10 protein-coding genes are annotated in these 12,730 nt (G+C 61.1%); 3 read left to right on the top strand and 7 right to left on the bottom strand.

Annotation, left to right across the window (positions count from 1 at the left end):
- Positions 1-67 precede the first annotated feature (67 nt).
- Positions 68-454, bottom strand: a complete 387-nt coding sequence (locus tag ACQY7R_RS22655) for a DUF1801 domain-containing protein (RefSeq protein ID WP_428307826.1) — start codon at positions 452-454, stop codon at positions 68-70.
- A gap of 257 nt (positions 455-711) precedes the next feature.
- Here ACQY7R_RS22655 and ACQY7R_RS22650 point away from each other — a divergent pair, with 257 nt between their 5' ends.
- Positions 712-1,998: a hypothetical protein gene (locus ACQY7R_RS22650; protein ID WP_428307825.1), complete on the top strand. Its 1,287-nt coding sequence runs from the start codon at positions 712-714 to the stop codon at positions 1,996-1,998.
- 282 nt (positions 1,999-2,280) lie between these two features.
- Here ACQY7R_RS22650 and ACQY7R_RS22645 read toward each other — a convergent pair whose 3' ends face one another.
- Positions 2,281-2,922, bottom strand: a complete 642-nt coding sequence (locus ACQY7R_RS22645; protein WP_428307824.1) for a PEP-CTERM sorting domain-containing protein — start codon at positions 2,920-2,922, stop codon at positions 2,281-2,283.
- A gap of 807 nt (positions 2,923-3,729) precedes the next feature.
- Between ACQY7R_RS22645 and ACQY7R_RS22640 the strand changes: the two genes are divergently transcribed.
- Together ACQY7R_RS22640 and ACQY7R_RS22635 are read left to right on the top strand one after the other, a co-directional pair.
- Positions 3,730-4,437: a YndJ family transporter gene (locus tag ACQY7R_RS22640; protein ID WP_428307823.1), complete on the top strand. Its 708-nt coding sequence runs from the start codon at positions 3,730-3,732 to the stop codon at positions 4,435-4,437.
- Positions 4,438-4,467: 30 nt separating this feature from the next.
- Positions 4,468-5,166 (top strand): hypothetical protein, encoded by a 699-nt coding sequence (locus ACQY7R_RS22635; protein WP_428307822.1) that lies wholly within the window; start codon positions 4,468-4,470, stop codon positions 5,164-5,166.
- A gap of 583 nt (positions 5,167-5,749) precedes the next feature.
- Here ACQY7R_RS22635 and ACQY7R_RS22630 read toward each other — a convergent pair.
- From ACQY7R_RS22630 to ACQY7R_RS22610, 5 genes are all read right to left on the bottom strand, one after another.
- Positions 5,750-6,631 (bottom strand): hydroxypyruvate isomerase family protein, encoded by an 882-nt coding sequence (locus ACQY7R_RS22630; protein ID WP_428307821.1) that lies wholly within the window; start codon positions 6,629-6,631, stop codon positions 5,750-5,752.
- A 150-nt stretch (positions 6,632-6,781) separates the two neighbouring features.
- Positions 6,782-7,852, bottom strand: a complete 1,071-nt coding sequence (locus ACQY7R_RS22625; protein WP_428307820.1) for an acyltransferase family protein — start codon at positions 7,850-7,852, stop codon at positions 6,782-6,784.
- A gap of 239 nt (positions 7,853-8,091) precedes the next feature.
- Positions 8,092-9,381, bottom strand: coding sequence for an SMP-30/gluconolactonase/LRE family protein (locus ACQY7R_RS22620; protein WP_428307819.1), 1,290 nt, complete (start codon positions 9,379-9,381; stop codon positions 8,092-8,094).
- A gap of 60 nt (positions 9,382-9,441) precedes the next feature.
- Positions 9,442-11,118, bottom strand: a complete 1,677-nt coding sequence (locus tag ACQY7R_RS22615) for an arylsulfatase (protein ID WP_428307818.1) — start codon at positions 11,116-11,118, stop codon at positions 9,442-9,444.
- 148 nt (positions 11,119-11,266) lie between these two features.
- The gene (locus tag ACQY7R_RS22610; protein WP_428307817.1) at positions 11,267-12,592 is read right to left on the bottom strand and encodes a hypothetical protein; all 1,326 of its coding nucleotides are present in this window, start codon (positions 12,590-12,592) and stop codon (positions 11,267-11,269) included.
- Positions 12,593-12,730: the final 138 nt, after the last annotated feature.

The following is a 12,730-nucleotide window of genomic DNA, read 5'->3' as shown; positions in this document are numbered from 1 at the left end:
AGATAGCAAACGACTTTTATCAAACTCGTGGACCCGAGAGTGCCACACGCCTGTCACTCCACTCGCCTCACTTCGCTGCGTCTTGCGGATCGCCAAACTTTTTATTGAGCGCCACCGCCTCGCGAGTTAGCTTGCGCACCGTCGCCTCATCGATCGCCATCTCCTCGCGTAGCTCAAGCGTCGCCATCTCATATTTACCGCCCGGCTTCAGTCGCGGCTCGATCTTCAGCAACCGCTGCCCGCGCCAGAAACCAAAGAGCACGCGCGACTCCTCGGCGCGAATGAGCAGCACCGGGCCGTTGGAGAAGTAGACGAGGTGACGCCACTTGATCGCTTCCTCCAGCTTCGCCGCGGCGAGGACGGCGCGGCGCAGTTGCTCGACGAGTTCGCGGCGCCAGCCATCGAGTGCGGCGACGTAGGCGTCGGGGTTCGCGGCCGGGGTCGACTTTTTCATCGCAAGCTCCTGACAGGACTCAACGTTGCTCCCTTCTACCCGAGGGAGAAGGAGCGGGGATGAGGGCATCGTTGGCTCGACGGCACGTCGTTCACTGATAATTTTGCCGTCCATACCCACTTCTGGTATGCTTGGAATACCTTTCTAATACAGTCTCTTCAGCATCATAGGTGAGGTCGAAGGTGCGCCAAGCGAGTGGAATTCTGATTTCATTGTTCCTCGTTTTTAGTGCGGCGAGTCTCGCCGCGGGGCGAGTCGTGGCCGTCGACTCCGAAGCGTATGATGCAGCGTTCGCTCCGGAGCAAGTTATTCGGAGCGCATTTCATTTGCGTGCGAGCGGTCGTGATCACGAGACCCCTGATGCATCTGTCGACGAGAGTCGTCGTCGCATCCAACGGCACTTCAGTCTGGTGCTCGCTCATCTGAATGCCAGTGCCGATCGCAGTCTCGATATCGCGCTGGAGCGGCTGCAGTCGGCGCGTGGCGAACGATGGACCTCTACAGAACTGGAAGCTTGGGGGCACACGTTGGCGGTACGTCGCGAACTCAACATCCGCCGCCTACGGCTTTATCGAAGTCGCGGGCTGTTTCCGCAAAATGAACGCGCTGCGAAGCATGCTGTCCCGATCTTCGTCGACGATCACGACACGGCATGCGCCGTCGGCCATCTGATGCGCGAATCCGGTTGGGGCGCCGCGGTCGCAGCGATCCAAGCGACTAACAATTTTGTCTACGTTGCTGACGTTTCAAACGGCCCACTCGTCGATTGGGTGCTTGTCTCCGGATTGACGCAGGAAGAAGCTGCGCTCATTCAGCCAGGCTACTATGCCATCTTTAACAATTCGAGTCCGGGCTTCGATTCACTCTCTACTGGCGGCGAGATCCTCCACGACGGATTGGTATACAGCAACTTTAGGTTTATAGCAGGAGAGCTAAATGACCTAGAAAACTTCCCCGTGACGCCTCCGCCAGCCAACCAGTACGCGTTGAACAACTATGCTTCTCGTGTAGGCAAGGGAGTACTCAGCACGGGCGGGAGGGTTTACGACACGATCTTCGATAACTGGATAGCCTTTGGGGCGCGTCAAGACAATGAGTTTGGGCCGTATAGCATTTATTCGCCCAATGGGCCGTCTGGCGTCATTGTCTCCTACGACGTAGCCACTGCGAATCCGAACGTGCGATTTTCGGGAGCTTCGATTGATAGCTTGCGAGGTACTTTCAACACTAGCGTCAATGGCCAGATCAACATGCGGTCGGCGATATATTCCGCATCGACTGGCGCGCCCGCTGAACTTGCTGTATTAACCATTGACAGCGGTCCGCCGACCCCTGGTAACCCAAATCTAGTAAAACAGGATTTTGCAGGGTTCGACCCGCAAGCAAAGCTCCGTGTCGTCACCTCGGTCCGCCTCCAGGGTGACGCGATGTTTACTTCATTGTTTCAATCATTCCAGCTAGTGCCGGAGCCGGCTACCAGCGTCCTGGGAGCAATGGGGTGGACGTCGATGCTCTGCCTTCTGTCTCGGCGAAAACAATGCTAGCGACTGCGAGCCTTGCCGCTTGGCTGGCAGCGAAGCCGTAGCAATTCATGGCGTGAGTGGCCGCCACGGCCGCAAACTCCTCGATGTCGCCGCGCTGGGCGCCACTGGCGTGTCGCCAGTGAAAAGCGGGAGCATGGCCTACGTCACCTGCAGACGTCAGGCGGTCCTGTCTTCCAGGCTGCTTGCAAGCGAAACGGCATCCATTCATTCTTGGCACTTCGCACTGGCAGGATGCCAGTGGCGCCCGGAGCTAAGTTAAGGCGATTTCTTCAACCGGATTTTCTACTTGCGCCGGCAGACATTACTAGCACAGAGGATGCCGAGCCCTGCCATTAAGGAGACTAGCCCAGCCGGCTCCGGCACCGCCCGGAACAGCATCACTCCCGGCGGCTCTAGAAACTGAGTGTGTGGCGTAGCGAACGTCAAACCAGCTTGGGATTCGAACGAAGTGCGGAGTATCGCCGTCATCTGGATCGGCGGAGATGGCCCGACCCCATCCACCAGCCCCAAGGCAAGCTTGTTGCCATTGGGGGGAAGAATCGTAAATCCGATCAACTCGCCCAAAGCAAGCGTCGGCGTCACGTTGGTCGCGTAACTTTGCGTCGAAGTATCAACCCCTGCCGATTCCGCGAGCGCGACCACGTCGCCCGACTCGGCGAGCGAAAATCCTTCGAACAGCCCGCCGCTGCCGGTCTGGCCAAGCACGTACTGAAACTTCGCTTCGCGATCCGCTCCTGGAAACTGCGACGAGAGCAGCGTCTGCGAAAGATCGAGCCACTCCCGCTGATTGACGTCGTCGTACGTCAACAATCCGTCGCCGGGGGTCTTCCAGTCACGTGAAATGACTCCGGCGCGTGCACTCAGCCCAGGCAAGGGCGCGCAAACCCAGAACGCGACAAGACTTGCAAGCAATACTCGCTTCATGAAACGCCTCCTCAGCCCCTGCGAGTCGCCCGCTGACCGAATCGCTTCACCCCGACGACCGCCCCATGGGCAGGCAGCACCAACTCATGAAGAACTCGACCAATGCAACTATTCTTCGCTCCGTTGCCACTATATCGCCGCCCTGCGTACGATTCAATGACATTTATATCAACTTACTTCCTTCAAGAAGCGGCGTTTGTGCCGACAGTCACTTCCACGGCTTCAAGAGATGCAATATCAGTCCAATCGGCGGTGCTCGAAGCAACTTGAGCTTGCTCGGCGGGTAGTACTGGCAAGCCAACTCTGGGCGCCACTGGCGTGTCGCCAGTGTGAAGTGCCCAACAGCATGCCACTCGATCGACTTGCAAGTAGCCTGAAGGACAAAGACGCGAGTGGAATAGATTGAAGTCCAGCCTGGGCAGCATAGCGGCAAGAAGCTTCATTGAATCGATTTCGTCGCGCGGCTGGCCCCCTGTGCAGCGCAGCCTCCCGCGGCTACTCAAAAAACTCTCTGCGCCTTCGCGCCTCGGCGAGAGCTTACTCACGCCCCGCCAAACGCCCCACTACGCCCGCCGGGCGTCACAGGCATCCTGCCTATTCTGCGGTAGGTACACGACCACCCTCAGCAGCAACACTCCTCTATCCGACCAACTCCGTGTCGCAACGGCCCAAGGATCGCCAAAAATCACTTGCACTGCAATTCGCCCCCGCTCGGTTAATTTCGAGTAGGTTTGGCGGTCTAGATTAAGGCCGCCCGCTCCGCGGCTTGCCAACCGCCAAGAACACAAGACTCCCCACCGGCCCGTCATGACCTACGCCACCGTTGCCGCCATCCTCGCGGCGCCGTGCCTGCTGGCGATTTCTGCGGGCGTCGTCCTACTGAAGCGAGCCTTCGCGCGACCGCAGCGCCTGCCCGAAGAATTTGCCCTCGCCGCGGCCTGGGTCTTCCTCGTCGGCAGCTTGGTCTGGCTCGGAGCATTTCTCAGCGAATCGACGCTGCTTGGATACAGCGCGCCGTGGACATGGATCACCGCCGCCCACTTTGCGTTTGCGGGTTTTGGAGCGCTCACCGTCACGGCGCTCTGCTGTCGCGTCGTTTCCAATCGGCACGCGTTGAAAGTCATACGGATCCTGCTCGTGGCGCATCCGCTCGCCTATTTGGTGACGGCTGCCGGCATTCTTGGTTTCCGCTACTGCGATGAGGCGGGGGCGACGAGCTACGCGCTGATCTTTGCGACGCAGTGGGGAGCCGTCGTCCTCGGGCAGCCTGCTCGCATCGCCCGCGGCCCATGGCTGCTGCTCGTGCTGGCGCTCGCCGTCCCCTTGGCGACGATGGCGCCGGCGCTCGCTTGGGCTTGGGGTCGCCCGATTCTTCAGATGTTGCAAATGGTTCACTACCATGGCATCGTGAACGCCGTCGGCCACGTTGGACTCGCGTTCGTCGCCTTCGCCTGGGGTCGTCCGCCGTCGCACTCACCTATTCAAACCATCGATACGCAAGCGCCCCAAGCGTAACGCTTCGCGCTATTTTCGCGTTGTTCCAGAATGCAAATCTTCAGCTTTCACCTCGCGGAGACGACGCCGGCGACGACGGCGGGCGCCATGTGCCGGCCCCCAACGAGCAGTAGCGTCGCCGGCCTGCGCTATGCCGAGTGCATGGCGGCGATGACGCTCGGATCGCCCATTCTTTCGCCGGCGCGGATGCAATTGCGGAGCCTCGCCGTTTTCGCCTCATGGGAGAGCGAAGCCGCGATCGATGCGTTCCTGGCGGAGACGAAGCTCGGTCGCACGCTCACGGCGGGCTGGCACGTCCGCCTCAACTTCCTCCGCCAATGGGGTCGATTCGCGGAGCTCGGCGAGTTGCCGGCGAACGTCGCGGACGCCGATCCGGCGCAGCCCGTCGTGGCGGTAACGCTCGCACGACTAAAACTTCCGCAGCTTGCTCGCTTCATTCGGTGGGGCAAGCCGGTGGAGAAACTCGTGCGCGACCACCCCGGCGCGACCTTGGCGCTCGCGGCGTTCCGTCCCCCGCGCACCTTTAGCACGTTCTCGGTGTGGCGATCTCAGCGAGAGATGACCGACATGGTTCACGGCCGCGGCTCCTTGCTCGGCGCCGACCGCCACGCAGAGGCGATGGTAGAGCGCAATCGCAAGGATTTTCACTTCCAGTTCACGACGCTCCGATTTCGAGCGATTTCGGAACATGGAGAATGGGCCGGACGGGGCGACATCATTCCCCAATGATGAATCGCCTCCGTCGCCGCCGCGGTTCCATCGCCCGGCAGCAGCGTTGGAGTGGCCGAAAATCACCTACTGCGAAGCCAGGCCTCATCAGCTAGGCTCAGAGGTGCGGCACTCCGTCTCGACGGGAGCCGTGCGTTCTTTGAAAATCCGCTCCCCCCCGATCGCACGGCAGAACCGTCAGCTAGCCACAGGCCCCGACGAATAGCCCAGGTTGACGTCCAGCCTACCTGGGCGGCGCAGCCGCAAGAGGCGCCACGCATTCAAGCAGGAGCCGGCCCCCTCACACCATCGAGTCCGCTCCAAATGCCGCCAATGCGACACGACATCAACGCAACATCGCCGCAACATCGGTACCAACAATCACTTAGAGAAAACGCTTAGTGTCGCCTAGAATCGCATCGGGACTTGGATGCGATGCGACATGCAGGCGACATGAGCATCGAAGCGCAGCGACGGCATCCCATCTAGCCCCGGGCTCCGCCCGGGGGTCGCGCACCATGTCACCGAGAACTCGCCCCTACTTCGCGTCCACCCCCGGGCGGAGCCCGGGGCTAACCAGAGAAAAGGCAGGCCGCTGTGCACGCTACACGTCGCACACCTTAAAACCTTCGGCCAGCGAAGTGAGCGGGTCGCGGGCGGGAATGAACTCTTGGCCGACGTAGCCGTCGTACCCAGTGTCGACGATTGCTTGCACGATCGCCGGATAGTTCAGTTCCTGCGTCTCGTCGATTTCATGCCGGCCCGGATTGCCGCCGGTATGATAGTGGCCAATGTAGTCTTTATTATCACGGATCGTGCGGATGACGTCTCCCTCCATGATTTGCATGTGGTAGATGTCGTACAGCAACTTGAACCGCGGCGAGCCGACCTGCTTGGCGAGTTCGACGCCCCACGGGGTGCGGTCGCACATGTAGTCGCCGTGGTCGACGCGGCTATTGAGGAGTTCCATGCAGATGGTGACGTTCTTCTTTTCCGCGAGGCCGACGACCCGCTTGAGGCCGGCCGTGCAGTTTTCGAGGCCTTCCTCTTCCGACATGCCGTTACGGTTGCCGGAGAAGCAGATGACGTTCGGCAAACCGTTCGCGGCGGCGAACTCGATATGCTCGCTGAGATCTTTCTCAAGCTGGTCGTGATGTTCCTTCCGATTAAAGCCGCGGTTGATCGCGTCGGCGCCGCTGAGCATCGCGCAGGTGAGGCCAGCCGCCTGGACGACGGGCACCTCCGCCGGCGTCAGGAGTTCAATCGATTGGTAACCCATGCCCTTGGCCGCGGCGGCGAGCTTGTCGAGCGGGATGCCGTTGTAGCACCACCGGCAAAGCGACTGTTTTACGTTTCCTTTCGGAGTGGCAGCTGCCTCGGCGCCGCGAGACTGGCCGCTGGCGAGCGAGACGCCAACCGCTCCGACAATTGCCGCGCCGGCCGCCTTCGCTGCAGTCCGCCGATTCCAATGCTCCGCCTGGGCCATGTCGAGATTCCTTACGCTGCGATTAATTTTTGAGGAGAGCGAACGCGAGAAGAGGCTGATGCGCATCAACGATGCAGCTACGATTCTCGCCGATCCTTGAGCATCAAGCAACAATCGCGCGGACCGCGGCCAAGCTTGTGCTTCCGGCCGCTAGCTCCGCGCTTCGTCAGACGCCGTGGAATTCAGCGGCGGCGCGACGGCCGGCTTCGAACGCGGCGGAAGCAGGCGGCTGCGGAGGAATCGCTGCACCGGCAATTCAAAACCTTTGTACATCACCACCGACGCCGCTAGGCAGGCCGCGGTTACTGCCGCCGACCAGAGCCAGTCCTCAAGCTTCGGGCCGTCGTACAGCTTCAACACCTTGTTCGACGCGATCACAGGGAACGGATGAAGCAAGTACAGCGAGTAGCTGGCGTCGCCCAACAGGACGAACAGCCAGGGCATTTTTGCTTCGCGGAACGTGAACAGCGCTGCGCCGACGAAGAAGAGCGACGGGACGCCGTAGTCGAGTACTCGCAACCCGGTTTCCCAAAAACCCAGCTGGTAAGCAACAAACCATCCCAGTAGCGCGACCAAACAGACCGCAGCGCTGGCACGGCGGAACGTCTCGCCGCGCCGTTCCGATGCAAACCACCAATGGCACAGCGCCATGCCGAGAGGAAATTCGAGAAAGATGAGGTTTCCGTAGAAGTCTGCGATCGCTCCTTCATCCTTCAACGCCAAACCGATCGCTACCATCGCGGCGATCAGGAGCGAGGCAACGGCCGTCGTGTGCTTCCTGCTAACGGCCAGAGCAATGCCGAAGATGGCGTAAAAGATCATCTCGCAGTTGATCGTCCAACCGACGTAGAGCAGCGGCTGCAAGGAGACGCCGTTCTTGTAGAACGGGATGAAGAACATCGACTTGAGCAAGTCGCCGACGTTAGCCGCCGTGTTGTTCATTAGCCGTGGAGAAACGAGCGCTACGGCGAAGACGCCGAGCGTCATCAGCCAGTAGATCGGAACGATGCGAATCAATCTCTTCCGAAAGAAGTATTCGCGATCGAACGTCGCCGTGTAGACGATGACGAAGCCGCTGATGATGAAGAAGATGTCGACGCCCCACGTTCCGCCGCCGATCGTCGGAAGGTGGACCGCAACCACCGAGAGCGCGGCGAAGAAACGCAGGACTTGGATAATCTCAAGTCGTTTTTTTTCTGGCAGCCAAGCGGCTTCCGGCATCGGAGATCCCTTATTCTGACTGCAAGCCGGGCGGGCCGCACGATGGCAACTGAGAGCGATGGAGGTTCTTGGCTTGAGATGCGCGAAGGCGGCTAACACTCAGCGGAACTTCATGATAAGCACGAACGGGCCATCTCGGAAGGATGACGCTAGTCGGCAGACAGCCGCGAGACCTCCCGAGAAATCCGCAGCAAACCCGACAAAACGCTTGCTAATCACTTCGTTCGGAGACCGAAGCTCTAACCGACCAGAGCCCGACGCGAACCGTGCGACCGTTGCAATCGAACCCTTTCGCGGCGACGGATGAACCTTCTCAAACCGAGGCCCGCAAGCGATACGAGAACCAGAGCATGCGGCTCCGGCACCGCCTGCGATAACGGCGCTGCGGCCGCTGGCGTAAAGTGCCGCTGCCAAACTAAGAAGTCGGCGCCGTCGATGCGGCCGTTGCCGTCGGCGTCGCCCATCGCGACGGTAGCGCTGCCGCTGGAGTTGCCGAAGTTGACCCGCCAAATGCCAAGGTCGGCGGCGTTCACCAGCTGGTCGCCGTTGAAGTCGCCGGGGATCGGCTCGACCGCCTGATTGGGAACGGTAACGAACGCCGTCGGCTCCGTGAAACCGCCGCCGCCGGGAGTAGCGAAGACGCCGTCGCCAATGAGGGCGCCGTTGAAATCGTAGTGGGCCATGTGGCCCAAGCCATTCGCAAAGCCGAGGATGCCGGCGATAAAGCCGTTACCGTCGGGAGCGAGCATCAGGCCCTGCGGGAAGGCGAGGCCGGCAACACCGAAAGTCGAGTCCGCCGAACCGTCGGAGAGATTGAAACGCCGAATCGTGCCGGCGAACATGCCGGTAACGTAGAGATAGTTGTCGTGGACGAGCAGGCCGGAGGCGCCGTTGAGCGAGGTCGAAGGATTGACGAAGTAGCTGAGATCAGCGGCAGGAGGGTCGACGCGGCCAATCGCGCCGTGCGTTCCAGAGGGAAAGCTCTGAAAATCGCCGACGAGCAGGTCGCCATTGGGGTGGAGCGCGAGCCCGGAGAATTGGAAGTGCTCCGCATTGATCGGCGCTGGAAACGCGACCGGAGCGCCGGCCAGCGTGCCGTCGAGGTTGAACCGCGCGACGCCGGTGCCGCCGAGATTGGAAACGTAGATTGTTTGCGAATCGTCGCTGAACAGAATCTGACTCGGATTCGCGAGCCCGTCGGAACCATCGGCGAAGATGACGCCGTTGGTCGCCGTGCCGGTGGCGGCGTTGTAGTCGTAACGCATCACGCGGGCATTGTTGAAACTTGAGACGTACAGATGCTGCAGGTCGGGCGAGAGGCTGAGGCCAGTCGCTTGGTTGATGTTCGCGTTGTCGGTGACAACCGTGTTGAGCAACGTGCCGGTTTGGCTGTAACGATAGACGCTGTTCGAAAGGCGGTCGGCGACCAGCACGTCGGCGGCTTGCAGCCGCGACGTCGATAGCGCGAGCACGCTAAGCGCAATCACTGCAAGCGTGGGCGCGATCAAGTTGAAACGGCGGGAATGCACGAGGATTCTCAAGCGATGCAATATCAAGGTGGGAAGATTCAGAGATTCACACTTGCAGAATTACGGCGCTGCCTGCGGGCGGGGCTGTTGGCGTTTCGCCTTTTTCTGCTTGGCGCCCGCTCGCCCCAACTTCGGCGTCTGCTTCGCGAGGTCGATCATTTCGTCTTGCTGTTTGTTCCAGAGCGTTTCGAGTTCCTGCACCCGTTCCGGTTGCTGCGACGCCAAGTTATTCGACTCGGCGCGATCGGTTCGCATGTCGTACAGTTCCCACGGTTCGTCCCGCGCGGCGACGAGCTTCCAATCGCCCTGGCGAACGGCGCGGTGCCCGTTGTGCGACCACCACAGCGAATCGCGTTCGATCGGCACGTCGGCCGCGAACGCCGGCAGCAGGCTGCGCCCCGGGGCAGGGGGGATCGGCTTACCGTTCCACTCGGTCGGCTTCTCGACGTCGAGCACATCGAGCAGCGTCGGCACAATGTCGATGAGGTGCGCGGGCGTGCGACGGAGTTCGCCTTGCGCGGCGATCCCCTTTGGCCAGTGAACGATCAGCGGCGTGCTGATTCCCCCTTCATGCACCCACACCTTGTGCCGCCGGAACGGCGTATTGCAAGCGTTCGAGAAGCCCGGACCAAGGCAAAGATAAGTCGCTTCGCTCCCCGGCTCGGCAGTCTTATCGTGGCCGCCGTTGCGAATCATCAGCTCGGCGCTGGCGCCGTTGTCGGCGGCGAACATGATGATCGTGTCGTCGTAGGCGCCCATCGCCTTCAGTTGATCGATGATGCGGCCGATCTCGCGATCCATGCGATCGACCATCGCGGCGTGGATCGCCATCTTTGTTGCTTGGAAGCGGCGCTGCTCGTCGGTGAGGTCGTCCCACGGCAGCGGGCGATTCACTTCGCCAGGGCCGAAGCCTTCAAGGACGTTCGGAAAATCGTACGGCGGGCCAAGACCGCGCTCCACCGGCGAGAGAGGCGTGTCAAGCAGCTTCATCGCTTGTTGGCGTTCGTAACGCTCGGCCCGCATTCGCTCCCAACCTTCGAGATACCGATCGCGATAGCGGGCGATGTCTTCGGGCAGCGCGTGAAGCGGGAAGTGAGGAGCAATGAACGCCACATATTCGAAGAAAGGTTGATCGGGATGATGCTTCGCGTGATCCTGCAGCCACTCGATCGCGTAGTCGGCGGTTTCCGTCGTGGCGTAGTAGCCCGATTCGTCGGCGTCGGGCGTCACGGCCACGTCGTCGACAAAGTTGCCGCGAGCGGTGAAGAAGTTTCCCTGGTTCTGCATCATGAACGAATGATCAAATCCGCCGGCGAGCGGGCTGCCGTCGACGTGCCACTTGCCGCTGTGGTAGCTGCGATAGCCAAGAGGTTTTAAGAAGTCGGGGAGCAAGCGGGCCCACTTCTGCCGCGTGCCATCGTTGCCGCCGCCGAGCTTGGGAAGGCCATCGCGATGAACCTGCTGCGCGTAGTAGCCGGTGAGGAACGCCGCCCGCGACGGCCAGCAGCGGGCCGTGTTGTAGCACTGGGTGAAACGCAATCCATTCGCCGCGAGGGCGTCGAGATTCGGCGTGGCGATTTCGCCGCCATAGCAACCGAGGTCGGAATAGCCGAGATCATCCGCCAGGATGAAGAGGATGTTGGGTCGGCGGGCCTCGGCGGCTGCCGTCGTCGCAGCAACATTCGCGAAGCAAAGGAGAACCGCGGTGACAAGCAGCAGGGCAAATGGTCGTTGCATCATGGCAGTCGCTGAGTGATTCGATGTCACCCGATTATAGCGGCCCCCATGCAGCGCGCGGGGATTGAGGCCTCGATTTCCACCATCGGTGGCTTACCGTAGCGATCACGTTCGCGCGACGCCGGTGCGTTGCTGGCGGGCCAATCGGCTACGAACGCCGGCCACAACAGGACGCCAATAGCGCCGTGATCAGCATGCCGAACGCCCCAGGCTCGGGCACGGCGGCTGCCGTGCTATTTGCTGCGGAGGCGCCGAAATTCGCCTTCCAAGCAGCGAGATCCGCGGCGCTAAGCGGAGCAGGAGAGGCGCCGCGCTGCCAAGCGAGGAAGTCGGCGCCATCGACCACGCCGTTCAAGTCGAAATCGCCCTCCAAGCTTGTCGAAAATTCCAGCACCAGACGCGGCGCGGTGGCGGTGAGGTGCTCGCTTGTCGCGATCCGAACGTACGGTCCGGCAGTCGTGCTCCTCAGCCGCAGGCCTAAATGGCTTGAGCCACCGAGCAACGACTCGATGTAGTTCGTGTCGAGATCGATCGTGATGTCGCCGGCCGACGTGAAGGGGCCGACTTTGTTGCCGATGACGCTCGTGACTGCCGACTCGTCGCCCAGCGACGCCAAGCCGTCGCCGGCGTAGCCCAGTGCTTGAATCGTCATGCCGCTGGTACTGGTCGTCGCATCGAGTTTGAGCTTTGCCGAAGTGATGTTCGCGCCAGCGGGTATCTGGCTAAGCGGAAAATCCATGAGAACGTCGAGAATCGGGAAGCTTGTGCCCGAACCGCCGTCGATGTCGAGCGTCGCCGCCGTCGCGTTCCCCAGCGGGTAAGCGTTGCCCGGCTTCAGTTGCACGTCGAAAGAGGGCGCGATGCTCACCTGTTGCGTCGGCGGTTCGTTGGGGTCGATCAGGTTCCAGTCGAGGTCGCCGAGATACAGAAGGTTATCGGCCGACCCGATGAAGACCGCAGAGTTGGAACGGCTCCATGCGGCCTGGTTCTGCATCGCCTCGGCAAACAGCGCGAATAGCTGCGTCGAAGTAAACGGCGTCAGATCGCCGTCGAAACCATCGCCGTCGTTTGCGTAGACCGTGAAGAGGCTAGTCGAGCTATTCCCCATCTCGACGCCGAGTGCGATCTGATCTTTGGAGCTCCCTGAGTCGGTCAACTCTAAGGCGATGAACCGCCCGATCGGCGAGACGTTCGGATAAGCTCCCGAGAGCGACCCGGTAATGCTCACCGGAATCGTCGTGTTGGGCACAAAGTAGTGAAAGATCTCGTTGGCTGTCGGTAGATAGGTGAAGTCGTCGCTGTCGAGCATCACGGAGACGGTGATTCCCTCGCCTGCGACGCCCGCGGGCAGCGACGACGAGGAAGGGAGCGTCCCGACGCCCCGTAGCTCGTAGGAGACCGCATAAACCGAGGCGTTCCCCAAGAGGCTACACCAAACGACCGCCAACAGAGAGCTCGCGAACCTGCCGCTCATCGGAACGCCCCTAAGAATAGCGTGGAGGGAATCATCGGGCGGGGGTCAGTTTAGGCGAACCTGCAGGCAACATCAAACTCTCAAAGGCAGTAAGGACTTGGACTTGGCGATAAATTACAATGCTTCTGGCGTCTCGGG

It is taken from the genome of Lacipirellula sp. (assembly GCF_965279485.1).
Taxonomy (GTDB): domain Bacteria; phylum Planctomycetota; class Planctomycetia; order Pirellulales; family Lacipirellulaceae; genus Lacipirellula.
This window is presented reverse-complemented; position numbering and strand designations above follow the sequence as displayed.

What these genes read in the sequence shown, in the direction of transcription:
- ACQY7R_RS22655 (WP_428307826.1), bottom strand. Translation starts at nt 454, where the DNA reads ATGAAAAAGTCGACCCCGGCCGCGAACCCCGACGCCTACGTCGCCGCA.
- ACQY7R_RS22645 (WP_428307824.1), bottom strand. Translation starts at nt 2,922, where the DNA reads ATGAAGCGAGTATTGCTTGCAAGTCTTGTCGCGTTCTGGGTTTGCGCG.
- ACQY7R_RS22640 (WP_428307823.1), top strand. Translation starts at nt 3,730, where the DNA reads ATGACCTACGCCACCGTTGCCGCCATCCTCGCGGCGCCGTGCCTGCTG.
- ACQY7R_RS22635 (WP_428307822.1), top strand. Translation starts at nt 4,468, where the DNA reads ATGCAAATCTTCAGCTTTCACCTCGCGGAGACGACGCCGGCGACGACG.
- ACQY7R_RS22630 (WP_428307821.1), bottom strand. Translation starts at nt 6,631, where the DNA reads ATGGCCCAGGCGGAGCATTGGAATCGGCGGACTGCAGCGAAGGCGGCC.
- ACQY7R_RS22625 (WP_428307820.1), bottom strand. Translation starts at nt 7,852, where the DNA reads ATGCCGGAAGCCGCTTGGCTGCCAGAAAAAAAACGACTTGAGATTATC.
- ACQY7R_RS22615 (WP_428307818.1), bottom strand. Translation starts at nt 11,118, where the DNA reads ATGCAACGACCATTTGCCCTGCTGCTTGTCACCGCGGTTCTCCTTTGC.
- ACQY7R_RS22610 (WP_428307817.1), bottom strand. Translation starts at nt 12,592, where the DNA reads ATGAGCGGCAGGTTCGCGAGCTCTCTGTTGGCGGTCGTTTGGTGTAGC.